We start from the raw sequence: 25,929 nt of genomic DNA on the forward strand, positions 1-25,929 counted from the left end.
GTTGCTAAACTGTTTTGGCCCTTAATTGAGTTTTTAGCGTAGTCAGTTTATATGCAGTCGTTCACAGAAGAAAACTATCTAAAGACGATTTATTACCTCGCCACCCGGCAACAGGGCGAAGTAAGCACGAATGCGCTGGCTGAAATGACGGCCACCAAAGCGGCATCGGTAACGGATATGTTGCGGAAACTGGCTGATAAGCAGTTAATTCACTATAAAAAGTATCAGGGTGTTCGGCTTACCGACGAAGGCGAACGGCTGGCATTGCAGGTGATTCGGCGGCACCGGCTCTGGGAGGTATTTTTAGTTGAAAAACTCGGTTTCGGCTGGGATGAAGTCCATGAAATTGCTGAAGAACTCGAACACATCCGATCCGAAGAATTGGTAGCTCGCTTAGACACATACCTCGGTCATCCGCAGTTTGACCCACACGGCGACCCGATTCCGACGCCTGCCGGTCAGATGCCGGAGACGGGGTATCAGAAACTATCGGATATGACAGTGGGTGCACAGGTGCGGCTAATGGGCGTACTCGAACACTCGACCGAATTTTTACAACACCTCGACCGCTCAGACCTCACGCTGGGCTGCACCGTTGCCGTATCTGACGTTAACAGTTTCGACAAATCGGTACTGGTGAAAACCGCAGCGGGCCGAACCGTTTTTGTCAGCCACGAAGTGGCAAAAAATCTTTTAGTCAACTGATTATGAAACTATTAGACTGGTATATACTTAAACGCTTTCTTCAAACCTATATCTTCGTAGTGCTGGTGATTGTGCTGGTGGTGGTCATGATCGACTACACGGAGAAAGTCGATAACTTTCACCGAAACAATGCGCCCACAAACCGGATTCTATTTGATTATTATCTGAACTTTATTCCATACTGGGCCAACTACATCAGCCCGCTGATGGTATTCATCGCAACGGTGTTTTTGACCTCGCGGCTGGCGTCGCGTACCGAAATTATTGCCATTCTGAGCAGTGGCGTTAGTTTCATCCGGTTGTTGTTTCCCTATGCGCTGGGCGCAACCGTGCTGGCCGTGCTTACTTATTTCATGGTCAATTATATTATTCCACGAGCCAATAAAACCCGTATTGAGTTTGAAATTCAGTATATTAACGATGCCTACACGTATACCGGACGCAACGTACACATCAAAATTGCCCCCAGCGTATACGCTTATTTAGAAAGCTATAACAACACGAGCAATATTGGTTATAAGTTTACACTGGAGCGGGTAGATGGCAACCAACTGAAGCAGAAACTCTCGGCTGACCGCATCGAATGGGACGCTAAGAAAAAGAAGTGGGCTATTTACGAGTACAAAATCCGGACTTTCAATGGCTCCCGCGAAACGCTGGCGTCGGGTACGCGGGCAGACACTACCCTTAACCTGAAACCCGACGATTTTAGCTCGGATTTTAACCTCTACGAAACCTTTACCCGCCCCGAACTGAACCGCCACATCGACCGGCTGCGAAGTCGGGGTGCCGATGGAGTAGAAACGTACCTGCTCGAAAAATATAGCCGCGATACCCGCCCGTTCTCTATTATTATCCTGACAATCATCGGTGTAATTATGTCGGCCCGCAAAAGCAGGCGCGGGGTGGGGTGGCAGGTGGCTTTAGGTTTTCTGCTGGCGTTCACCTACCTACTGTTTTTTATGCTCGCCAAAGGCATTGCCGAATCGGGGAATCTGAACCCGGTGGTGGCGGTCTGGCTCCCAAACGCTATTTTTGCGGGCATCGGCGTATTGCTATACAATACGATACCGAGGTAAAAAGTGATGACAAAGCCTTCCCTTACAGACTATCTCCAGCTTCATTTTATAGTGCTGATTTGGGGGTTTACGGCGATTCTGGGAAAATTGCTTGAGCCGCTCGATTCGTCGGCTCTGGTACTTTACCGAACCCTGCTGGCGGTTGGCGGTATGGGGCTACTGTTGTTGGTATTGAAAAAAACTGTTCAGATCGAGTCGGGCGACCGCTGGCGGCTGCTGGCAACGGGCGGGCTGATTGCGCTGCACTGGATTACGTTTTTTTTAGCCGCCCGCGTTGCCAACGTGTCGGTGTGTCTGGCCGGGCTGGCAACCAGTTCATTATGGGCCAGTGTGCTCGAGCCGCTGTTGCTGCGTCGGCGCGTTCGGGCCGTAGAGGTGCTGCTGGGCGCGGTGGTGATGGCGGGCCTATACCTGATTTTCCGGTTCGAGTTCGACAAGGTAGCGGGCTTGTTGCTGGCGGTTTTGTCGGCCATGCTGTCGGCTCTGTTCACCATTATTAACAGCCGCTTTACCCAACGGCTCGACGCGCTCGTAATTTCATTTTACGAGATGGTTGGCGCATTTGTAGGCTCAGTCGCTGCGGTCGCGCTTTATGTGCTGCTCGAAAATCCGCTCCCCGAAACACTTTATCCGACCCGACCGGCACAGGTCTTATGGCTGATTATTCTGGCGTTGGTCTGCACGGTGTATGCCTACTGGGTAGGCGTTCGGTTGTTGCGCAAATTTTCGCCGTTTATGGCTATTCTGACCGTCAACCTGGAGCCGGTTTATGGCATTCTGCTGGCTGTGCTCATCTTTGGCGATGCCGAACGTATGACTGCTGGTTTTTACGTCGGCACGCTCGTTATTCTGATCGCCGTGCTGGCATACCCGATGCTGAATCGCCCGAAAACCCGTTCGGAGTCGTCGTTACCTCTCACTACGCCTTAGTTTAAATGCAAACATCTCCACCCTGGTCGCGCCTTATTTCGTTTTCATTGATTACTGCGGTATTATTGCTTATAGTACCCCTGATTGCACTTTCATTCTTCAATCACCCGTCGCCTACCGATGATTACTGCTTTGCCAACACGTCGATGCGTTACGGTTTCTGGGAGTCGCAACAGATTTATTACGACGGCTGGAGCGGGCGTTTCTTTCATAACTTCATCGTACACGGTAGCCCGCTGGTTTTGCACTGGCTAACCGGCTACAAGGTTTATCCGGTTGTGTTGCTGATTTTACTGCTATTGGCCTGCTACGCGTTTGCCAGTCAGTGGCTATATGGATTTAATGCCCGTTCAAAACTGACAGTGGCGGCTGGCCTGTTTCTTGGGTTCGTGGGCACGCTGGCGAGCCTGGCCGAGTTTTTGTACTGGTACGCGGGTATGGCCTGTTACAGCCTCTCGGCGGTGTTTTTGTTGTTTTTGCTGGCGGTGCTGCTGGCGCATCAACGGCGTGGTTTTGGCGTACAGCCGGGCTATCTGCTGCTCGAAAGTGGGTTGTTGCTGGGTATTATCGGGTCAAGCGAGACCAGCATGGTTATGGGCATGTCGGTGCTGGGGTTAGTAGCGTTTGGCGGTCTGGTCATTCACCGGCGGTTGTCGGTAGCGATTTTGGTGCTATTAGTGGTGGGTGGCGTTGGCTGCTATTTCCTGATTAAAGCACCGGGCAATGCCATCCGTATGGGTATGAATCCCAACAGTGCCAATATTCCGCTCACGCTGCTGTCGTCGCTGACTTATTCGGTTGGGTATCTGGCCCGGCAATTATTTCTGACGCCTTTACTGCCGCTGTCGGTGCTGTACTGGCCCATTGCGGTTAAACTGGCGCAAAAGCGGCCTTTGCCAACTTACCTGAAACTACATCCGGTCTGGGGGTTGCTGCACGGCGCGGCCACAGTGTTAGTGCTGATTTCGCTGCATTTCTATGCTGTTGGGGTGCCGCCTGCACATCGGTTGGTCAATATTATCAATTTGGTTTTCTGGCTAAGCTGGGGGTATAACCTGACTCTTTTGGCCGTAGTCTTCAAAACGCGCTGGCAACTGGAGCGGTGGTTATTGGCCCGGCCTATGCTGGTGTCAGGCGTTCTGGCGTGGGCAATTCTGGCCGTTGGCTTTGGCCCCGTGGTCAGGCTGGCTTACGGCGACTGGCTCAGTGGCCGGGCCGCCCGCTACGATGCCGCTATGAAACAACGATACCAACAGATGGCCGAAACCCAGGCCAGTGCCGTTACGGTGGTGCCGCTGGATGCCTACCCCGTTTCGATGGTGATGGAAGACGTGAAAACAAATCCCGAACACCTCTGGAACCGCTGTTGGGCCGATTATTACGGTAAGAAAACTGTTACGTTGAAAGCTATCCCCGGCCAGCCAACTCCCTGATTATGGCGCGCTATCTATACAAGTGGCTTACCCGGCCTTTTGTAGCACCAATGCTGGTGCTGCTGCCTGTAGCTGTTTTTTTGTGTATTTCTTTGCGTTGCGCTACAACATTCCGTGGTTCGACGACTACGAAAACATTCCTTATTTTCTGACCCGGTTTCTGCACGCGCCCGATTTGGCCGCGCGGGTTGAAGCCTTGTTGCGGCCCAACAACGAGCATCGTGTGCTATATGCCCGTCTGGTTGTGTTGGCGCAGTATTACCTTACGGGCGGGCTTCACTTCAGTAACCTGATGCTGTTGGGCAATGCCAGTTTGGTAGTCATTTTCTGGCTGCTCTACCGGTCGCTGCGTTGGCATGAAACGCAGCCAAACCGGGCTGTGCTGGGGCTGTTGCCAGTGACGTTGCTCTTGTTTACGGCCCAAAACTACATCCTGACGTTTACCGCCGTTTTTTCGCTTCAGTACTTAGCCATTATCATGCTGGTGATGCTGACGATTTTCGCGCTGGTACATGATAAACCGCTGTTTTTTGGGATCGCTGTGGCGTTGGGTGTGTTAAGCACGTTTAGCATGGGCAATGGGTTAATTGTCTGGCCTGCCGGTGCAGGAGCGTTGTTGCTGCAACGGCGGTGGCGGGCATCGGCGGGGTGGCTTGTGCTGGGTGGACTAAGTATCTATCTGTATTTCAGAGGTTATCCGGTGCAGCAGGGTAATGCAGCCGGGTTCGAGTATGTGGTGCAGCATCCGTTTCAGACGCTGGCGGGGGTATTCATCTTCGCGGGTTGTGTGTTCGATCTGTTTCCAACGCTGCCGTTTGAAAAGCGTATCTACCTACCGTTCGTGGCCGGTCTGGTTTTATTGGTTGGGTTGGGAATCTGGTTTTTTCAAAAAATCTTCCGGCCAACGCGTCCAGCGTCGCGGTTCGAGGCTTTTGTGGCCGGAAGTCTGCTGTTTTTGCTGGCAAACGTACTGCTCATCTGCTTCTTCCGGCTCCGGTTCAATTTCGATCTGACGCTGCACAACTCCTACCGAATCTACGGCCTGACCTTGTGGGCTATTGCCAGCGTGTTGCTATTCAGTCAGTTAACTGAATCGGCGCGGGCGCGGTTCTGGCCGTTGGTGTGGGTTTTCTTTCTGGGCATTAATGCGTTGACTTATCTAACCTATCTGCCCGAAGCGGTCGAACGGCGCAAACACATGCAGGGGCTGGCCTTTAATCAACAACATAGCCGAATTGGGCTGGGCGGTACGCGCAACTCAAAACTGGCACACTTTATCGATAGCCTGACAGTGATGATGCACGACCGGAACTGGTATAGCCTGCCCCGGCCAGCCATCACGCCGAGCGAGTTGCAACTGCTTACCCCTGCCGACTCCACGCCCGTTAACATACCGTTGCAGCTTTTGCTCAAACCCGACTATTTAGTGGTGAACAACACGCAGCCGGGCTACCATGTTGGCCTGAATGAAGGAGCGTATGTTGTGCTGAAAGCCAATCAGCGCACCTACCTGCTGTTTGCCACCCGGCACCGACCACTGGGCGTGAGACCTTGGCAGTTTTCGCCCGGTTTTACAACGGCTATTCCAACGGCAATGGTACAGCCGGGGCGGTATCGGCTCGGCGTATTTCGCACGTATCCAGACCGCAGCCTAATTCAGTATACCAGCCAGTACGTCGATATACCGTAAAAAGGCGTACTTTTGCCGCCTGACAACATAGGTGAAAAAACGTATTATTCACGTGTATTCTGGGTTGAATACGTTACCAATAGCTTTGACTGACCAGACTGTTACCCCCGCCGACCGTATCAATGTCGTGATTCCACTCTTCAACGATTGGCAGGCTGTTGGGCTGTTGCTGGAGCGCATCCGGGCGGTAGTTGAACCAACCGTTCAGAACCGACTCGCTTTCCTGATTGTAGACGACTGCTCGGTAACAAACTACGACGCGTTTCCGTCGGGCGTTGGTCAATCATTGTCGATTTTGCGGCTTTACCGGAACGTAGGCCATCAGAAAGCCATTGCGCTGGGGCTGGCTTACCTCGGCTCCCTGCCCGACCAGTACCCAACCATTGTGATGGACTCCGACGGCGAAGACCGGCCCGAAGACATGGCGGAGCTAATTCGTACCGAAGCCGCTAACCCCGGCAAAGTAGTGTTTGCCCACCGGGCCAAACGCCACGAAAGCCTGACCTTCCGGCTGTTTTACGAGGTTTATAAAACCGTTTTTCGTATTCTGACGGGTAAAGTCATTACGTTTGGCAACTTCAGCCTGATTCCGGCCCGGCAGCTTCGGCGGCTTTCGCACGTCTCCGAAATCTGGAACAACTACCCTGGTGGCGTTATTCGGTCGCGACTGCCTTACACGGCCATACCGCTCGAACGGGGCAGGCGGCTGGCGGGTGAATCAAAAATGAATTTTGTTTCGCTGGTACTGCATGGCCTGAGCGCGGTGTCGGTACTGATCGACACAACGGCGGTGCGACTGGTGTTGTTCTGCGTATTGATGGCATCGGCGGCATCGATGGGCATTACCGTATTGCTGTATCTGAAATTCTTTACCAATACGTCGATTCCGGGCTGGACCAGCTATTTGATGTCGTCGTTTCTGATCGTGATTTTACAGGCGTTTTTAATTTCGCTGCTGCTGGTATTCGTCGTGCTGTCGTACCGAACCCAGCCGCAGTTCATTCCGGCCCGGCAGTTTAGCGACTTCGTTGAGCGTGTCGAAGAAATTTATTAGCAGACAGCAGGCAGTCTTCAGCAGCCAGAGATGTACGAGCGGCTGGAGATGGCTCACTGACGGCTGCTCACTGAATTATGCTATTTAATTCGCTTCAGTTTTTACTGTTCTTCATTGTTGTCACGCTCAGCTACTTCGGGTTGAAGTGGCGGGGGCGTTGGTTGTTGCTGCTGGTTGCCAGTTGCTACTTTTACATGGTGCTGAAACCGGAATACATTCTCATTCTGTTTCTGACCATCGTTATCGATTACATTGCCGGTATCTGGATCGAACGAACAACGGGTTCGACACGCCGATGGCTGCTGATTATCTCGCTGATTTCAAACCTCGGCATTCTCGCTTTTTTCAAGTACCTCGGCTTTTTCACGGAAAACCTATCGTGGATTTTTGACCAGATTCAGATGCCGCAGGTGGCCGATCAGGTCATGAATATGGGCAATCGGATTTTCGTAAAAGTCCTGCATTTGTTCGGTGAAAGTGGCGTGGCGTCGTTCAAAGACAACAAAAGTATTTTGCCTGTTGGCTTATCGTTTCATACGTTTCAGGCCATGAGTTACACCATCGAGGTGTATCGGGGCAACCAGAAGGCCGAACGGCATTTCGGCATTTACGCGCTCTACGTCATGTTCTACCCGCAGTTGGTGGCCGGGCCTATCGAACGCCCGCAGAACGTGCTGTGGCAGTTTCATAAAACGTTTCCCTTTGATTTCGAGAACGTAAAGGCCGGACTGATGCAGATGGCTTTCGGTCTGTTCAAAAAGGTAGTGATTGCCGACCGGCTGACCATGATGGCCGACTTCGGGTTTAACGACCCCAGTCAGCACAACGGCCTGACGCTCCTGGTAGCCACATTCTTCTTCACGTTCCAGATCTACTGCGATTTTTCAGGCTACTCCGACATGGCTATTGGGGCTGCGCGGGTCATGGGCTTCACGCTCATGGAAAACTTCCGAACGCCCTACATTGCCCAGTCTATTTCGGAATTCTGGCGACGCTGGCACATTTCGCTCTCGACCTGGTTCCGCGATTATCTGTACATCCCGCTCGGTGGCAACCGCAAAGGCGAAGTCCGGCAGTACATCAACATGCTCATCGTGTTCTTAGCCAGCGGTTTATGGCACGGCCCCAACTGGACATACGTAATTTGGGGCGGGCTGAACGGCACCTATCAGGTATTGGCCGTACTACGTGATAAGCTGCTGGTACGGCTGGGTTTTTCGGCGGTACCCCCTCGACAAGTTACCTCGCCTGCCAGCGATAGCCGCCCTAAATCGCCCGTGTGGGTAGTGGTTAATGTGCTGATAACGTTTGTATTGATTATGCTGACGTGGGTGTTTTTCCGGGCCAGAAGCGTAGGTGATGCCTTTTTGATCCTACAACGCATTGCTACGCTGTCGTTCACGGAAACGATTAGTAGCCCGCTCAACGCTACCGAGATGTGGTTCAGCATTGGGCTAATCGTGTTTCTGTATGTGAAGGAATATTTTTACCTCACTATTCCTACCCGCAATACGACCCGGTTCTACGCTTTGTTCGTGCTGATTACGTTTCTGACGTATCTGTTCGGCGTCTTCTCGTCGAATCAGTTTATCTATTTCCAGTTTTAAGACGTTATCTTTGATAAAACAGTATGGTCATGGAAACGCTCTTAACTCCTCCGCCGAAGCCGGTTCAGGCACTGGACGTTGACGATATCGCACCGGTTTCGTTCCGCGTCCGGCAAATTATGACCTCGGAAGAATTTTATACGTTCTGTCAGGACAATCCCACCTACAAGTTTGAACGCGACCCCGACGGACGCATTTTCGTTATGCCCAATACTGGAGGAAAAACCGGAATCAGAAATTCAAAACTCAATCTGCGCGTCGGTATCTGGAACGAGCAGACGAATGCAGGCGAAGTATTCGATTCATCAACGGCGTTCGACCTGCCCGACGGCAGCACACGCTCGCCCGATGTTGCTTGGGTTAGCCGCGAGCGTTGGGATGCGCTGACAGAGCAACAACAGGAAAAATTTCCGCCCGTTTGCCCCGATTTTGTAATTGAGCTGCTCCGGGCCGACGTTCGGTCGCCTTCCGATTCGCTGAGTGTCACTAAAAAGAAGATGACCGATGTCTGGATCAAGAACGGTTGCCGTTTGGCCTGGCTCATCGATCCCAAAAGCCAAACAACGCACATTTTTCGCGCCAACGGCGAAATCCAGATTATTGAGGGGTTTGATAAATCACTATCGGGTGAGACCGTGCTGCCGGGCTTCACACTGACACTATAAGCGTATAGGATTGCTACGGATCGAGCGGGTCGAGTGGGTCCATGTGAAGACTTTCGAACGTTAGGAAAAACTCAATGTCGTGGGGCGAGATGCGCCGTTTGTCGCGGTAGGGGAGGTAGCCTAACTCGCGGAGGTTGCGGGCGTCGAAAGCCGCGTTGGTGGCGTAATCGGTCTGGCTTTGCGTGGTCGTAAACACACAGCGTTTGTCGGTTGGGAAACCGTAGCGAATCATCAGCCGGTTGGCATTACGCAGGTTGGTAGTGGTATGCCGGGCGTGTGGGTCAATCAGAATGGCCGATTCGGGAATGTTCCACTTTTGCCTTAGATACCGCTTCATCTCCACGGCTTCGGCATACGGCCCCCGAAACGGATAACAATAGCCGCCACTCACAATCAGAAACGGTGCCCAGCCGTTGCGGTAGCGCGAGGCTACCATGTCTAAGCGCATTTTGTTGAGTGGGCTGAGGGGCGTAGTCGTCAGTTCGGGGCCGCTGCCGGGTATCAGAATAGCCGCGTATCGAAATTTCTTCCAGTCGGTTTTAGCAACGGCCTCAAACGCCGGTCGGTTGTCGCGTTGTTCCATCGGTTCGTGCCGGGCGGGTTCGTCGCGGTCGTTAACATCCATCAACTGCCGGGCAACGGCCAGCGATGGTTCGTAAAATAGCGTGAGCGAATCGGCGCGTTCGGCCAGCACCGCAAACAGGTCTTTCAGCACCGTTCGGTAATAGCGACCATTGACCGGGTAGTTGGCAGAGTCGATGCGGGGGTAGCGCATTTTTTTGCCTAAGCCATACTGGTCGATAATGTAATTTATACCGACCATATATTGCCCCCAGGCCCGTGCCAGCAGTTCGGAATTTGGCATGTCGGCAAACCGCTGATAACAACCCGATGGCCGTAGATGCTTCGTAACGAGCGCATCGAACGCGGTGCTGTTCTGTCTATAGAGCCGTTGGAGAGCTGTTTGCAGCCGCAGCGAATCGGCCCGCGACCATCGGAATCCCGTAACGAGCGAAGCGGGCGTTCGGCACGTATCCTGTGCGTGAGCTTTGAGGAGCGTAGCCCGTTCGCGCCCAATGGCCTGCAAAGCGGTATCTTGCCGGATAAGCTGCTGTGCAGCCGGTGTTTGGCCGATGGCTGTGAGCAGGTAAAAGTTTTTATCCGTCACCCAATCGCCCGACTGCATCAGCCGGTACGTCCGCTGATAACCCGTCGGCGATTGAGCGTACAGGAATTGAACCGTAAAGAGAGAAATAAAAAAGAGGAAGGTTTTCATGTGATTTAATACCCCGGATTCTGGTTCATTTTCTCCGGGTTCAGCTTTACTTCATCGAACGGAATTGGAAAGTAATAATCTTTTGGGCCGAAGTTCGACACTTTGGCCGCGCCGTAGTCGGCCTGTGGTTTGGCCTGGAAATAAGTGACCAATTCAGCGGGCGTAAAAAACCGCAGCAGATCGAACCAGCGGTGGTTTTCAAACGCCAGTTCTACGCGCCGTTCGTGCAGAATCGCCAGTTTGAGTGTCGGGTATTTCGCGCTGTAGGCCGAGTTAGTGCGGGCTACGTTATACAGCGGCAGTTTGGCCCGGTCGCGTACCTGATCGAGCAAGCTGATAGCTGCGGCCTCATCGCCGAGGTACATGTTTACTTCGGCCAGCATCAGGATTACGTCGGCATAGCGCATCAGAATCCAGTCGTTGCCGCCCCAGCCGTTGGTAGTTGCCGCCGGGCTGGTGTCGCGGTATTTAGTGATAAAATAGTCGCGCACGTTGGCTGCGTTGGCGAATTTGATAGAGAAATCTTTACGCGTGTCGCCCTCTTCGTAGTCTTTCACCAGATCAGGTTTTACGTTGCCGCCCACGCCTGTGGTGGTCCGTAGCGAGTTGATGGTTTCGCCCTGCGCCTGATTACTGGCCGCAATACCCGATGCAAAGTTGACGTCGCCCTGCCGGTACACAATCTGGAAAATGATTTCCGGGTTGGTGCTTTTCTTGGTCACGTCGAACACGTCGGCATACGGAATCTCTTTCAAGAGTCCGAACGTTCGTTTGCTGTAGGCATTGGTCAGAAATGTTTTGGCCTGATTCAGATTGGTGGCCCGATTAGCGGCATCGAGCGTGGTTGCCATCGTCAGATAAACCTGGCCGAGCAGCGCGTTACCGGCTACTTTCGAGACACGGCCCTTCTGCGCTGCGGGCTGAACATCGGGGAGAGAACTGTTGGCAACCTCGGTCAGATCGGCTACAATCTGCTCGTACACTTTCTCTTTTTTCTCTCGAAACGTACTGGCCCGCACGGCATCAGCCGAGTTGAGCGGCTGCGTCACGAGCGGCACGTCGCCCCATTTACGCACCAGATGAAAGTAGGCCAACGCCCGGATAAATTTGGCTTCGGCCTGATACTGCGCTTTGGTTTGTGGATTGGCAAAGGGTATGCCCTCCATACCGGCCAGCACCTGATTGGCTCGCGTAACAATCTGATACAGGGCCAGCCAATGGCTCCGCAAATACGTATTACTGGGCAGAATCGAAAAATCGTTAAATTGAAACGGCTCGCCCGCGTTCGACTGGTTATCGTTCGTACCCGTATTATCGGAGCGTTGTTCGGCATATAAACCGCTACCTTCGGCAATGCCGTTGTTGTTGCGAAGAGACTGATACGCACCGTTCAGACCCAGCAGCACGTCGTTTTCGGTCTGGTAAAAATCAGCAGCCGCAATGGCGTTCGGGTCGGTCTTGACTAAGAAATCTTCGCTGCACGACGCCATCGACAGCATCGTAGCGAGTACTGAAATTTTGATGTATGTAGGTTTCATAAGTTGTTGTGTTTAACCCCACCCCAACCCCTCCCCGTTAGGGAGGGGCTTACTCACGTAGGGTTCTACCGGAAGCCCCTCCCTAACGGGGAGGGGTTGGGGTGGGGTACATGTTAGAAAGTAATACGCGCTCCGACGTTGTAGCCACGAGCCAGCGGATACATGCCGTAATCGACGCCCGGCGTCACGTTAAGTCCCGCGTTGTAATCTACTTCGGGGTTGTAGCCCTTATATTTCGTAATCGTGAAAGCGTTGTTGACGTTGGCATATAGCCGCAGGCCGCTCACCTTGACTTTGCTCAGTAGTGACACCGGCAGGTTGTAGCCCAGCGTCAGATTGGTACACCGGAAATACGAGCCGTTTTGGAGGTAGAAAGTCGATAAGCGCGTACTGTTCGACTGTGTGCCACCCCGCGCTGCCCGGTACACCTCGCCGTTACCCGGTTGGGTTTCAGAGCGGTAACGGTCGTTCACAATGGCGTACTGATTGCCTGAGGCTTCCATGTTGAAGACGTAATAATCCTGACCGTCGAGCACCTGATTGCCATATACACCGTTGAAGGATGCATTAAAATCAAAGGCTTTATAACTGGCGGTTGCCGAGAAACCGTAGGTGAATTTCGGGAAGGGCGTACCGATTACGCGTTTGTCGGCATCGTTCACGACGCCATTGCCATCGACGTCTTCAAACAGCAGGTCGCCGGGGCGCAGCGGGTTGCTCGATGCGGTAGAGCGGGCCGGGCCTTTGGGTGTGTAGCCGGGGTTGAAACTCTGCGTAGCCGAGTTGTAGTTGGCGTTGTCTTCGGCAAGGGCCGCCATGTCTTTTTCGCGCACCATGCCAATCACCTTGAAGCCGTAAAATGACCCAATCGGGAAGCCTTCCTGCGTAGTATGCGTAATGTATTGGCGTTCAGCCCCGACCGAGAAAATGGCGTTCGAGCCGCCCATGTTCAGCACCCTATTCTGGTTAAGGGCAATGTTACCACTCAGCGTTACTTTTGCGTCCTGCGTTGAAATCACGCGACCATCGACCTGAAACTCAATCCCCCGGTTACGAATGCGCGAATCGCGGAGGTTGGTTAGAATCGAAGCTGCGCCCGATATGGCCGAAATCGGCTGGTTGAACAGCAGGTCATACGAGTAGCTGAGGTAGCCGTTGGCAATGAATAACAGGCGGTTGTTCAGCAAACCAACATCGACGCCGACGTTATACTGGGAAGTGGTTTCCCAGCCAAGTGCCTGATCTTTAATTGGCCCGGCCCAGTAAGCCGTGTTGATGGCGTTGGTGCCAAACACCACCCCGCCGGGGTTTGCCATCGTTTGCAGGAAGCCGTAGTTCGGGATGTTGTAGTTACCCGTCAGCCCCCAGCTTGCCCGCAGTTTCAGGGTCGAAGCCGCACCGAGCCAGTCGCGGTAGAACGGTTCGTTCGAGACTGTCCAGCCTGCCGACAGCGACGGGAAGTTACCCCAGCGGTTGAGCGGCCCAAACCGCGACGAGCCATCGGTACGGAAAGCTGCCGTTAGAAAGTACCGTTCATCAAAGCTGTACGTAGCCCGCGCCAGATACGATAGCAGCGTTTCTTCGTACTTTCCTGTATTACCCGTGTTCAGGAAGAAGTTGGTTGGGTCAGCACCTTTTGCCGTTATTTCCGGCACCCGGTCGTTCTGAAAACCCTGCGCCGATACGCTAATCTGGTCGCTGGTAATGCGTTGGGCGGTGTAGCCCCCCAGCAGGCTCAGGTTGTGCAGACCAAACTGGCGCGTATAAGTAGCCGTGAATTCGCCGAGCAGATTCCGGGTGTCGGTCGTTTGGGCCGTGGCGCGGGCGGCTGCAATGGCCTGGGGCGAGAACGGCGGGTTGTTGCCATTACTCAGGCTGGTAGGCAGGTAAAAATCGTACTTTTCGTTGAACGTTTGTAAACCTACGTTAGCTCTGGCAATCAGCCCCTTGATGATTTCATAACTGACTGTGCCATTGTACGTGCCGCGCAGTCCCCGGCGGGTGATGTTAGTTTCCTGCGCCAAGGCTACCGGGTTCTCAACGGTTTGATACCCAAACGTTGGCTGCTGCCGGGCCGACTCGTTTTTAATCAGATTGCCGTTGTCGTCATAGGCCCGAAAAATGGGTGGGTAAATCAACGCACCCAGAATAGGTCCCTGATTGAAGCGGCCTTCCTGCACTTCGCGGTTATTGGTTGAGGTAATGAAAAAACTCGTACCAACTTTGAGTTTCGGGCTTAAATCGGCGTCGATGTTGGCCCGGAGATTAAGCCGTTCCTGCTTCGTTGCTACGATAATACCTTGCTGATTCTGATAACCCGCGCTGAGCAGATACCGTGTGTTGGTTGTACCGCCCGAAAACTGGAGGTTGTGGCGGTTCACGGGCGCGTTGCGGTAAAGTTCGTCCTGCCAGTCGGTGTTGTATTGCGGGGCAATAGCCCGCTGATTGGCAAAATCGTAGAACTCGGTCGGAATGCTGACCGCACCTGCGTTGCCTACGTTGGCGATGCGGGTAGCGTTGGGGTCCGAGAAGTTGGCGTTCGTAAACGGCCTGCCCGCGTTCTGCATCAGGTCGCGGTAGGTGTTGTTGCGGGCGTCGATAAGCAAATCAACGAACTGTTCGGAGTTCAACAGCTTCACTTTTCTGGCTAACTGATTGATACCGAACTGGTATTCATAATCCAGTTTGCCTTTGCCATCTTTGCCGCGCTTGGTCGTAATCAGCACAACCCCGCCCGATGCCCGCGAACCGTAGATAGCTGCCGATGCCGCATCTTTCAGGATATCGATGCTTTCGATGTCGTTCGGGTTGATAAATACGTCGTTACCTGCCGGAAACCCGTCGATGACGTACAGCGGGTCGGAACTGGCGTTGATGGAGCCGATACCCCGCACCCGGATTTTTGTACCGACGTAGGGCGCACCGCTCACCTGCGCTACCTGCACCCCGGCCAGTTTACCGACCAATGCCTGCCCCAGCGTTGGCGCGGCCAGGTTCAGTTCGCGGGCTTTTACGTTAGAGATAGCTCCCGTTACGTCGCTCTTCCGAAGCGTCTGGTAGCCCACAGCCACCACCTCGGCCAATTGATTGACCTCCTCTTTCAATTGTACCCGCAGCGTAGTTTGCTGGCCCACAACAATTTCCTGCGAGGTAAAGCCAATGAATGAAAAAACGAGCGTAGCACCCGGCACCACGTCGATGCTGAACTGCCCGTTGCCATCGGTGACGGTTCCTTTTTTGGTCTGTTTTTCAACGATGCTCACACCGGGCAATGCAGACCCCTGCTCATCCGTAACCGTGCCCGACAGCGTAACAAATGGGCGGGCCGCAGTGGGCAGACGATGGATGGCCGCGCTGGACAAGGGCAAGCCGGTATTTAGCGCAATGCTCAGGCCGAGCAGACCGAGCCAATGCCGTAGATGGATTGTTGCGTAACGATTCATGTCAATAAATTAGGTCAGTTTGTATTCGGGTAATGCATTGATAGAGAAGTACATCTGGCGGCAATGCCAGCCCCGTCAGGCTACCAGTTGAGGCTTACGAAGTGTACGTTGTCACGGCGCGAAGACGTCACGGTCAAACCTGCGCTGGTGTTGTCGAGAAGGGCGAACCCTTCCAGTTCGTCGGCGTTGTCGAGATCGATGGTTTTAATAACCTGTTCGTGTCCGGCTTCGATAGATTTGGCGAGATCGACAAACGTAAACCGCCAGCGTCGGCCTTCTATCTGATTCTGAATCAGAACCAAAATGCCTTTCGAGGGTATCCAGTGCAGGTTTTGCACCCAGGGCGAACAGGTAAATTTTTTGACCAGAATGCCCGGTTCGCTGGTTTTTTTGGCGGTAGCTAAGCGGGAGGGGTCATAGAGTCGCACTTCGTTGGCGCGGTTGCCGTAATCGGCAGTGGCTACATACCACTTGTTTTGGTAGTACACGTATTCGGGCCGCGTACCCTGAATGCAGGCGTCGTCTTCGATGGTGTTGAGCAAATTACCATCGAGCGTACCAGTGCGGAGCAATTCATCCCAGTTGACGTTGTAGATGACGGCCCGCCATTTGGTGCCTTCGGGATTTAAGCGAATACTGTTACCAATAAACGTTGGGTCTGCCCCATTCCAGGCAATGCCCGTTGGGTGGTTGATAACGTCCTTGCCGTTTTCGGTCAGGCGGATTTCCCGACCTGTGTAGGTCAGCGCGTTAGCAGTAGGGGTGTAGGTACGGATCATACCTACTTCGCGGTCGCCGTAGAGATAGGCTTTCCCCTGTATGTAGCTGACGCCCTGACAGGCACCGAGTGAGTCAATAGTGGTGGAGTTGGTCAGCGTCAGGGCAACGTCTGACTGGTAAAAGGCAAGCAGGCTACCTAGCCCCAAAGCAAGCAGTAGCGGTTCTTTCATGCACGTATGGCTCAATTCCGTCGAGAAAAGTCTTTACTGACAATGCCAGTCAATAAACCGATCATTGCTACCACAAAGGTGAGCCGGATACGTGACGTGAACTTTACCCTACTGTTTCTGTAGCATTATGATTTTAACTGGTAAAGTCGATAAAATTAACAATGTAGTTGTAGGCTTCTCTAAGTTATTCGGTACGTGGGTGACTTATACAACATTGAGTAAGGTGTAGCGAATGGCTGACGCGGGTAGAGACGCAACCCTTTGCGTCTCACCCGCGTCAGCCACCAACCGGTTGCGTCTCTACGTGCGCCAGCCATACGCCAATGGAACGTCAAATCGGTATTAATCTACAAACCGATATTTCAATAATACCCAAATGGCTTCGATGCCATCGAGCCACGAGATTTTTTTGCCTTCTTCAATCGAGCGTGGGTAATAGTTGATGGGCAACTCCTGAATCCGGATACCCCGTTTGGCAACTTTGGCCGTTACTTCGGGGCAAAACTCAAACCGCATACATTCGAGCGGAATTGATCGTAAGAAGTTGGCTTCGAAGACTTTGTAACAGGTTGGTTCGTCGGTCAGACGCTGATTGTAAAGCAGATTCGTTATCCACGTCACGAGCTGACCGCCGAGGTAGAACGTGAAGTACGAGTGCCGGTTTTCGGCTTTGATAAACCGTGACCCGTAAATAACCTTGTGCGACCCGTCGGCAATGGGAGCCACCAGCGCGGGGTAATCCTGCGGTTCGTATTCGAGGTCGGCATCCTGCACAATGGCAATGTCGCCACGCATGTGCTGAATGGCCGTGCGAATGGCCGCGCCCTTCCCCTGATTTTTTTCGTGATGAATAACCCGAATGTTCGGCACTGATGCATAGGTAGCCAGCCGTTCGCGGGTGCCATCGGTCGAGCCGTCGTCAACGATAATAATTTCTTTGTCTAAGGCTACTGCCTGTATTTTCGCGAGTATGGCATCGATGGACTTAATTTCATTATAAGCAGGAATCAGAACAGACAGCAGCATGATGTTTGAGACAAAAAAGAAAAGATGCTTATTGTTTACGAACCCAATATTTCAGTGGGAAGTTCGGGTTTTGGACGGGCATGAAATGCTGTTGAAGCCCGGCCCGAAGCTGCCCAATAGCCCGCACATTGCTGGGTTTATTGAGGGCTGTGCTATCGTCAATGACAGACGCCCGATTGCCAAACACCACCAATTTCAGGCTGGTATCGGCTAATGCCTTGCGGTAGGTATCGGGGTGTTTTGAGAGGTAGTGCGTGGTTTGCATTTCGGTGAAAATAAACGGCACATTCGGCTCGCGGTCTGAGAGGTAATACAAACTCATCGCATTGTCGAAGAATAGCGCGTACTGATTGGGCTTTACCTGTTGCTGAATAAAAGCCGCCGTTTGCTCTTCGCCCGAATAATCGGCCAGTGTCACAAACCGCTTCAGGGCATTAGGACGGTATAACAGTAAACTCGCCACTACTAAAATGCCCGCACCGCCACCGCCCAGTACCAACCGACGCTGCAATTGCTGTGGTTTTGGCCCCTGTTGCACCAGCCATTGATTGATAATGAACGCCATATGCAGCGCGAAAAACACAGCCGCCGGAAAAAAGTAGTGGCTTGCCTGCGTTTTCATCAGCGCAACACACGAAAACAGGCCCAGTAGCATCGCCAGCCATAACGCGGGCGTTCGGGCATATTGTTCGCGATAAGGCTGTTGGAGAGCCACCACAAGAGTTGCCAGCAACAGAAGCAGAAACCAGCCTAATTTGATAAAAAACTTGGTCAGAAACAGTGTGTGTGCCGGGTAGCCCTGAAGTGGATAGATGTAGGTCCACTCCAAATGGGTGCTTAATCGACCCGTCAGATGAAAATAGAGCGCGGCCAATGCCAGCGGCAGTGCGAAACCAATGCCTATCAACGCTCCGCGCCCAACGGTCTGCCCAATTGTTTGCCGTCCGGTCAGCCAGAGCAGGATACCGAATACGCCAAAGCCCATGACGTAAAAAGCCGCCACGCTCTTGAACGACATAGCCAGTCCCAGCAGCACACCTGCCCAGAACCACCCCCAACCGGGTCGCGACTCGTTTTGTGTAACGGATGCATAGGCGTTGAGACCCAAAATACCGATCCAGCTTTCCGGCTCCAGAAAGTTCATTTCCATAAAAAAGCAGGAAATAGCCGTAATCACCATCGCGAAAAGGGCCGCCTGTTCGCCAAAAGGTCGTGCCGCCCGACGCGCCGACAGCACCGTGCCAATGGCCAGCAACGTAATCAGCAGCGATACGCTCACGTGATTATACCCCCCAGGATACCCAACAGTAGGTTGGTCGATGAGTACAGCAGATACGATTTTGAGGGAATGAAATCGTACAGTTGGTAACCCTGATCGAGCGTGCGGGCAATAATCAGGTATTCATAGGCATCATAGCCGTAGCCCGAATTATAGGAGAACAAGAAGAAAATCGCGCCAAAAAGACCTAAAAAAAGCAACAGCCGGAAAAATGCAGACGGCATAATGAGTTAGTAAACGGATTCAATCGGCAAAGGTAGAACGAATCGGGCAATACAAAACGGCACCCCCGCTGAGAAGGTGCCGTTTTTAGCAAGAGGAAAATTTAGGATTAGATCCCCGACGTACCACCCAGCGTGGCATCTTGCCCCGTACCGAACGATGATGTTCCCGAACCGTAGGTTGAGCTACCTACTGATGTACCCGTTCCCATCTGCGAACCACTGTAAGAAGACCCCGATTGATACGTTTGGCCTGTACTGCCGCTATCCTGGTAGCGCACACCGTCGGGCCGAACGGCGTCGGAGCTGCGTTGGTAATCGCTATCCATTGTTCCCATATCGCCTGATTCTGAGTTTGCCCGATCATTGATGAACGACTCGGCCAACTGCGTCAGTTTACGGTCGGTGTTTTTCTCTTCTTCGAGGGTCTGCTCGAGCAGGCGGGCAGCTTCATGATGGCCCATCACGCGTGCCAGCGTTACCAGTGACCCATACGTGGCAATTTCGTGATGTTCAACTTTCTGAGCCGCGATAATTAAACCAGCATCGCGGGTCAGCGAGTTTGACTCGGTCATCGATACAACCGCACGGGCATCGTCAGCCAGCCCGTCGATGGCGTCGCAGGAACCTTCTTCGGCATCAACGCCCAAGCTTTGGAAAACTTGTTCCAGACGCGCCACCTGATTGCGGCTTTCGTCCTGATGGTGCAGAAAAGCGTTTCGTACTTCGTCGGTTGTGGCCGCGTCGGCTTGTTCGCCAAGTGCGTCGATGGCTTGTTTTTCGGCGTAGTAAGTGTTTTTCAGTTCTGTTACAAACAAGCCGTGCAGCCCTTCACGGGTGTCGTTGTCGTCGCCATTAAAGAAATTTGCGATGCGTTCTCCTAACGTTGCCATAGCAGTTGATGATTAATGGTTAGTTGTTATACTCTCGCCATCATGCATCGAAAACTGTGCCATGCGTTGATTATGTGGCAGTTAAGAGAGAGGCTAAGGCCAATCTGTTGGCAATTTTCTACAAAAACTGTAGAGTTTTATGGCTTTGCTACTTCCCCACTGAAATCATATTGGCAAACAGCCGGTATGCACCCGGCACACCAGCGGGCAACTCGCGAAAGAACACCAGCCCTGTGTACATAAAATGACCTTTGCCGTATTTGGCGTACAGCAAACTGCCTTGTTTGGGAGCCTCGCCCGTATCGTTGGCAGCAAAAAGAGGTTCGTAAGCTTTGTCCCAATCCTGGGCGAAGTAGATGCCGCGTTCCTGAATCCAGCCCGCAAAATCGGCGTCGGTAATTTTGTTAGGACGGTTTAGCAGCGGGTGCTGCGGATTCAGGAACGTCATTTTCGCGTCTTCTTCCGTCACGCGGTCGCGCCCAACCGTGAACGGGTAAGGGCCAATCTGAGCCACTTTGATACCGCCGTTGTTTACAAATCCGCCCGGCGTGACGTACTGCACAATCATGGTACCCCCATTTTTTACGTAGTCCATCAGTTTCGGCTGATATACAGGCATCCAGTCGTTAGTATTATACGCCCGAACCCCCACCACAACGGCGTCGTATCCCGACAGGTCGCGGGCCAGTTCGGCAGGGCCGAGGGGCGTAACGCGGCAACCCATCTGCTGCAATGCCGCTGGAATTTCGTCGCCCGCACCCACAATGTAGCCGATGTTTTTAGCCGTCACGTTTACAGCCACTTTCAAAGCCTTCGCTTCGGCGGGTGGAAACAGTGTTTGGGGCGGAATGTGCGGGTAGGCAATGGTACGCAAACCCGATGTGAACGTACCATTCTCCGTTGTCATAACGGCTTTCATCGCACCGTTCTGTGCATTTTTACCGGGCAGCAGCCGGAAGGACAGCCGTTGCTCGTCGCCTTTATTCGTTAGCGCAAACGGCAGCGTAGCCGGTTCAACGCGCCAGCCGGTCGGAACGTCGATCCGGAGTGTACCCGTCACGTTGGCGCGGCCAGCTTTCAGCACCACGTCGGCGGTCTTGGCATTGTTGTCCAAAAAAGCGTAGACACGCTCGGCGATATTGGCTGTTACGTCGGGCTGAATAATAAAAGGCCGGTAGGTTTCGCCCTCCACCGGATCCGTCGATTTGTATACAACGGGCCGTGTGTACGAAAACCGCTGACCGGCAATCTCAACCGTGTACGTAACTGAAACGGCGGGCGGGTTTTCGGGCAGACCGATTAACTGCTGATTGTCTACCTGAAACAGCCCTTTGTCGATGGGTTTTTCGAGCCAGTAGGGTTGCGAAATTTTCTGCGTCCTGGGAATAGCCAGCATAGAATTCAGCACAACCTGATCGTTTGGCTTCAGCGGCAGGTTCAGCGTTGTATCGGCCCCGGTCGAGTAACGTATCGCCAGCAAACGTACCGGTACATCGGCGCGACTGACAACGCTGGTCGTGAGTTTTACCGACGAACCGGGCGTAACGGCATAATCGGCGGGGGTACTTTCGAGCCACAGACCGAGGCACTGTTGAATCAGGCTTTGCACTTCCTGCCGCTTGGTCTGCACGTACAACGTTGTGCTATCCAATTGGCCGATGGCCTTGTACAATTGTACCAGCGCAGGAACCGAAGCCGCCGGGCGGTCGGCGCGGAAACTGTTAATTAGCTGATTTACCTGCGCCTGTACGTCCTCGCTGTTCGGCACACGTTTCCACGTCATATCAACACCCTCGAATGGGTCTTTTTCGACCGGATCACCATTTTTTAGTAGCAGATAATCAACTTTAACGCCCCGGCTTGCCGGAACGCCAAAACCCTGACTCTTGTGTTGCGAACGGCTTTCGGCGGCAATTTCGCCGTATGATTTGCCCAGTAGTGGGTTATAAAGCCCCGTTTCCAATCCAATCAGATTGCCCGCTTCGTCGGGTTTTTTATTGCTTAAAAACGCCCCTGGAATAAACATGTTCCAGAAAACGCGCCGAGCCTGCCACGGTTTCACGTAGACCAACTGCTCCGGGAATTTCGTAGGGTCGTTCGAGATTTTGAACGCTTCTTCGGCCAGATACCCCGACGCGCTGTGGTGGCCGTGACCTGCCCGTTTGTCGGGTGGGAAGCGGGTGATAATTACGTCGGGCTGGTACTTCCGAATCATCCAGACTACGTCGGCCAGTACTTTATCCTGCCCCCAGGTCCGAACGGCCTCGTCCGTCGATTTCGAGAATCCGAAATCATAAGCGCGGCTGAAAAACTGGTCGGGGCCATCGACGCGCCGGGCCGCCAGCAGCTCCTGTGTGCGAATGACGCCAATGTTTTCGCCCTGTTCGGGACCGATGAGGTTCTGCCCGCCATCGCCCCGCGTCAACGAAAGGTAGCCTGTACGCACCATACGTTCTTTCGACAGATACGCCAAAAACAGCGTGTTTTCATCGTCGGGGTGAGCGGCCACGTAGAGTACCGTGCCGAGGACGTTCAACTTTTTAAGGTTTTGCAGAATTTCGCCGGGGGGCATCTGACGGACAGGGCCGTAGGGAACTTGAGCAGTGGCAACAGAGGTAAGAAAAAAGGAGAGCAGCGCGACGAAACGTTTGGGCAGGTACACGGGCAGATCGGGTGAGTTAATGGACGTAAGCAAAAATAGCTGTTGAGATTGCCAAAACAAGTTCGCTGAAATAGGTAACAAATGAAATTTTCCCTCGAAAAACCAAACAAAGCATCAAATAAATTCAACTTCAGCGTTTGGAGTCGCTTTTAAATGTTATTCATAGACCTATCTTTGTGGCCTTTCCTATAATCTAAACAAACTTGTTTTTTTCGCATGAATAACAGTCTTTACCTCGTCCCATTTCTGGGATTGGTGGGCCTGGCGGTGATGTTCGCCAAGTTCGTTTGGGTATCCCGGCAGGATGCCGGTGACGCCCGAATGCAGGAAATTGCCGGGTACATCGCCGATGGGGCCATTGCGTTTTTAAAAGCTGAGTGGCGGGTTCTTATCATTTTCGGAGTTATTGTGGCCGCGCTGCTGTCGTATGCTGGCGCGCAGGTTGAAAATTCATCGTGGGTAATTGGTATTGCCTTCGCCTTTGGGGCGTTCACGTCGGCACTGGCGGGGTATATCGGCATGAAAATTGCCACCAAAGCCAACGTTCGCACGGCCCATGCCGCCCGCACAAGTCTTACCCGCGCCCTCGACGTGTCGTTTACGGGTGGTTCGGTAATGGGTATTGGCGTGGCCGGGCTGGCGGTGCTGGGGTTGAGCGTTTTGTTTATCCTTCTCTATAACACCTATGTAGCCGGTTCGGGCGGTGCCTTTGGCGATGTCAACGGCCTGCCGATGGAAAAAGCACTCGAAGTGCTGGCTGGCTTCTCGCTCGGGGCCGAGTCGATTGCCCTGTTTGCCCGTGTGGGGGGCGGTATCTACACCAAAGCCGCCGACGTAGGGGCCGATCTGGTGGGTAAAGTCGAGGCCGGTATCCCGGAAGACGACCCGCGTAACCCCGCTACCATCGCCGATAACGTGGGCGACAACGTAGGCGACGTGGCTGGTATGGGGGCCGACTTGTTTGGTTCGTATGTGGCAACTATTCTGGCAACAATGGTGCTGGGCCGCGAAATCCGCATTCCCGAAGCCAGCAACATCATTGGCCACGCACCCATTGTGTTACCCGTACTGATTGCCGGTATGGGCCTGATTTTCTCGATTCTGGCCTGCTACCTTGTGCGGGTGAAAGATGATAACGGTAATGTGCAGGGCGCACTGAACCTCGGCAACTGGGGGTCGATTATCCTGACCGTAATTGCATCGTACTTCCTGGTCGGTGCCGTATTGCCCGATATCACGATGGAAATTCGGGGTGTTGAATTCACCCGTATGGACGTGTTCTACGCCATTCTGACGGGTTTGGTTGTGGGCGCGTTGATGTCGTCGATTACGGAATATTACACGGCAATGGGTCGTCGGCCTGTGTTGAGCATTATCCGGCAATCGGCCACGGGTGCAGCTACCAACATCATCGGCGGTTTGGCGGTCGGTATGGAATCAACGGTACTGCCCATTCTGGTGCTGGCGGCTGGTATTTATACCTCCTATCATTTTGCGGGTCTGTATGGCGTGGCAATTTCGGCGGCAGGCATGATGGCTACGACAGCCATGCAGTTGGCAATCGATGCGTTTGGGCCTATTGCCGATAATGCCGGTGGTATTGCCGAGATGAGTTATCTGCCCGAAGAAGTGCGGAGCCGTACCGATATTCTGGACGCCGTTGGGAACACCACAGCGGCTACGGGTAAAGGCTTTGCCATTGCGTCGGCAGCTCTTACGGCCCTCGCGCTGTTTGCTGCGTTCGTGGGCATATCGGGCATTTCAGCTATCGACATCTATAAGGCCGACGTGTTATCGGGGTTATTCGTTGGGGCCATGATTCCGTTCATTTTCTCGTCGCTGGCGATTGCGGCTGTGGGCCGGGCGGCTATGGCGATGGTGGAGGAAGTACGGCGTCAGTTCCGCGAAATTCCGGGTATCATGGAAGGTACGGCCAAGCCTGAATATGAGAAATGTGTCGCTATTTCAACGCAGGCGTCTATCCGGGAGATGATTTTGCCGGGTGCCATTGCGCTGAGTGTGCCTATCATCGTGGGCTTTATTTTCGGTCCCGAAGTGCTGGGCGGTCTGCTGGCGGGCGTAACCGTGTCGGGCGTACTGATGGGTATTTTCCAGAACAATGCCGGTGGCGCGTGGGACAACGCCAAGAAGTCGTTCGAGAAAGGCGTGATGATTAATGGTGAAATGTTTTACAAGAAGTCAGAGCCGCACAAAGCATCGGTAACGGGCGATACGGTGGGTGATCCCTTCAAAGATACGTCGGGTCCGTCGATGAACATTCTTATCAAACTGATGTCGATTGTATCGCTCGTCATCGCGCCTTACATCGCCGTCAAATCGAGTGAACAGCCGAACTTCAACCGTGAAGGTATCGAGGCCGTGGGCGGCACCGAGGGCGTTGACCTTGAAAAATCGACCGCAGCCGATAACGCCGATGTTTCGACGCCTAACGCTAACTTCACCCCAACCGATCTCACACTCGACGGGGGCGTTTCGCTGAAAGGTGTTGACGTAGACGGCATCGAAGCAAACTTGCTTGACTTTATCAAATCCGACAAGCCGGTTGACAAAGAAACCTGGTTCGATTTCGACCGATTGCTGTTTGAGACGGGCAGCGCAACGCTCAAACCCGAGTCGGAGGAGCAGTTGAAAAACGTGGCCGAAATTCTGAAAGCCTACCCGAACGTGAACGTAAAATTGGGCGGCTATACCGATAATACCGGCAATGCCAACGCCAACCTGAAACTTTCGGGCGACCGGGCCGCTTCGGTCAAAGCTGAGTTGGTAAAACTCGGTATTGCCGACAGCCGCTTAGAGTCGGAGGGTTATGGGCAGGAATACCCCGTTGCCAGCAATGATACCGAAGAGGGCCGCGCACAAAACCGCCGGATTTCGATTCGTGTGACGAAGAAGTAGTCTTAAGAAAAGTAGCGTAACAATGAAAAGCCGAATGCCATTACTCGAAGTAATGGCATTCGGCTTTTCATTGTTACGCTACTTCCGCCGTGGCTTCTTCCCAGCGAATGGTTACGGCCTGTTCCAGGTCAGGATGGAGGCTGATGGCAACGGGGCAGGTGTGGGCAATTTTTTCGAGCCGGGTGCGGGTCTCGTCGTCGGGTAGGGGTGCAGTACGCAGAACCAGATCAATTTCGATGCGGGCAATGCGCCGGGGTGGTTCGCTCGACATCACTTTGGTAACGTCGAGTGCGCTGCCCGCCAGTTCGATGCCGTCGCGCCGGGCGAAAATTGCCATCGTTGTAATAATGCAGGTGCCGAGCGCGTTGGCAACTAAATCGGTGGGCGAGAACGCTTCGCCCCGTCCCTGATTGTCGGTAGGGGCATCGGTGTTAATGTGCGTACCCGATTGCAGGTGCGTACAGCCGGTGCGTAAATCGCCCAAATAATCGATGTGAATGGTAGCCATAAGAAAAGTGGGGCATTTTCCCCCAAACATATAGACAAGGGATTGGTTACGCTA

At 53.3% G+C, this 25,929-nt stretch carries 19 protein-coding genes; 9 read left to right on the top strand and 10 right to left on the bottom strand.

Translation table 11 applies throughout. The annotated features are described in order from the left end of the window. The first annotated feature begins 51 nt into the window (after positions 1-51). The 8 genes from AWR27_RS00275 to AWR27_RS00310 all read left to right on the top strand — a co-directional run bounded on the left by AWR27_RS00275 (position 52) and on the right by AWR27_RS00310 (position 9,163). On the top strand, positions 52-705 hold the full coding sequence (locus AWR27_RS00275) for a metal-dependent transcriptional regulator (RefSeq protein ID WP_077129348.1): 654 nt from the start codon (positions 52-54) through the stop codon (positions 703-705). Positions 706-707: 2 nt separating this feature from the next. Next, positions 708-1,784: an LptF/LptG family permease gene (locus AWR27_RS00280; protein WP_077129349.1), complete on the top strand. Its 1,077-nt coding sequence runs from the start codon at positions 708-710 to the stop codon at positions 1,782-1,784. A gap of 6 nt (positions 1,785-1,790) precedes the next feature. Continuing rightward, positions 1,791-2,714, top strand: coding sequence for a DMT family transporter (locus AWR27_RS00285; RefSeq protein ID WP_077129350.1), 924 nt, complete (start codon positions 1,791-1,793; stop codon positions 2,712-2,714). Between the two features lie 5 nt (positions 2,715-2,719). Next, entirely contained in the window at positions 2,720-4,147 is a 1,428-nt protein-coding gene (locus AWR27_RS00290) for a DUF6056 family protein (RefSeq protein WP_077129351.1), read from the top strand. 22 nt (positions 4,148-4,169) lie between these two features. Further along, positions 4,170-5,837 (top strand): hypothetical protein, encoded by a 1,668-nt coding sequence (locus tag AWR27_RS00295; protein ID WP_077129352.1) that lies wholly within the window; start codon positions 4,170-4,172, stop codon positions 5,835-5,837. Positions 5,838-5,922: 85 nt separating this feature from the next. Continuing rightward, positions 5,923-6,891 (top strand): glycosyltransferase, encoded by a 969-nt coding sequence (locus tag AWR27_RS00300; RefSeq protein WP_077133709.1) that lies wholly within the window; start codon positions 5,923-5,925, stop codon positions 6,889-6,891. A gap of 77 nt (positions 6,892-6,968) precedes the next feature. After that, positions 6,969-8,498 carry an MBOAT family O-acyltransferase gene (locus AWR27_RS00305; protein ID WP_077129353.1) on the top strand — a complete coding sequence of 510 codons (1,530 nt, stop codon included), beginning with the start codon at positions 6,969-6,971 and terminating at the stop codon, positions 8,496-8,498. Between the two features lie 29 nt (positions 8,499-8,527). After that, positions 8,528-9,163: a Uma2 family endonuclease gene (locus AWR27_RS00310; protein ID WP_083732704.1), complete on the top strand. Its 636-nt coding sequence runs from the start codon at positions 8,528-8,530 to the stop codon at positions 9,161-9,163. Between the two features lie 13 nt (positions 9,164-9,176). Here AWR27_RS00310 and AWR27_RS00315 read toward each other — a convergent pair whose 3' ends face one another. From AWR27_RS00315 to AWR27_RS00350, 9 genes are all read right to left on the bottom strand, one after another. Beyond that, complete coding sequence (locus AWR27_RS00315) at positions 9,177-10,439, bottom strand: YdcF family protein (protein ID WP_077129354.1); 1,263 nt, start codon at positions 10,437-10,439, stop codon at positions 9,177-9,179. A 5-nt stretch (positions 10,440-10,444) separates the two neighbouring features. Beyond that, positions 10,445-11,977 carry a RagB/SusD family nutrient uptake outer membrane protein gene (locus AWR27_RS00320; protein ID WP_077129355.1) on the bottom strand — a complete coding sequence of 511 codons (1,533 nt, stop codon included), beginning with the start codon at positions 11,975-11,977 and terminating at the stop codon, positions 10,445-10,447. Between the two features lie 113 nt (positions 11,978-12,090). Next, a complete protein-coding gene (locus AWR27_RS00325) occupies positions 12,091-15,420 on the bottom strand; it encodes a SusC/RagA family TonB-linked outer membrane protein (RefSeq protein WP_077129356.1) in 3,330 nt (1,109 codons plus the stop codon). Positions 15,421-15,500: 80 nt separating this feature from the next. Further along, positions 15,501-16,370, bottom strand: coding sequence for a hypothetical protein (locus tag AWR27_RS00330; RefSeq protein WP_077129357.1), 870 nt, complete (start codon positions 16,368-16,370; stop codon positions 15,501-15,503). A 342-nt stretch (positions 16,371-16,712) separates the two neighbouring features. Continuing rightward, positions 16,713-17,396, bottom strand: coding sequence for a glycosyltransferase family 2 protein (locus AWR27_RS00335; RefSeq protein ID WP_077129358.1), 684 nt, complete (start codon positions 17,394-17,396; stop codon positions 16,713-16,715). 28 nt (positions 17,397-17,424) lie between these two features. Beyond that, positions 17,425-18,675, bottom strand: coding sequence for a glycosyltransferase family 39 protein (locus tag AWR27_RS00340; RefSeq protein ID WP_232325932.1), 1,251 nt, complete (start codon positions 18,673-18,675; stop codon positions 17,425-17,427). Beyond that, the gene (locus tag AWR27_RS25625) at positions 18,672-18,899 is read right to left on the bottom strand and encodes a hypothetical protein (protein WP_232325933.1); all 228 of its coding nucleotides are present in this window, start codon (positions 18,897-18,899) and stop codon (positions 18,672-18,674) included. The genes AWR27_RS00340 and AWR27_RS25625 overlap by 4 nt, the downstream gene beginning before the upstream one ends. Positions 18,900-19,006: 107 nt before the next feature. After that, entirely contained in the window at positions 19,007-19,789 is a 783-nt protein-coding gene (locus tag AWR27_RS00345) for a YciE/YciF ferroxidase family protein (RefSeq protein WP_077129359.1), read from the bottom strand. Between the two features lie 148 nt (positions 19,790-19,937). Next, entirely contained in the window at positions 19,938-22,361 is a 2,424-nt protein-coding gene (locus AWR27_RS00350; protein ID WP_083732968.1) for a PIG-L family deacetylase, read from the bottom strand. 306 nt (positions 22,362-22,667) lie between these two features. On the opposite strand from AWR27_RS00350, the gene AWR27_RS00355 reads away from it, so the two are divergent. Beyond that, on the top strand, positions 22,668-25,367 hold the full coding sequence (locus AWR27_RS00355) for a sodium-translocating pyrophosphatase (RefSeq protein WP_077129360.1): 2,700 nt from the start codon (positions 22,668-22,670) through the stop codon (positions 25,365-25,367). 73 nt (positions 25,368-25,440) lie between these two features. Here the strand turns inward: AWR27_RS00355 and AWR27_RS00360 are convergent, their stop codons facing one another. Beyond that, a complete protein-coding gene (locus AWR27_RS00360) occupies positions 25,441-25,875 on the bottom strand; it encodes an OsmC family protein (protein ID WP_077129361.1) in 435 nt (144 codons plus the stop codon). Positions 25,876-25,929 lie beyond the last annotated feature (54 nt).

Source organism: Spirosoma montaniterrae (genome assembly GCF_001988955.1).
Lineage (GTDB): Bacteria > Bacteroidota > Bacteroidia > Cytophagales > Spirosomataceae > Spirosoma > Spirosoma montaniterrae.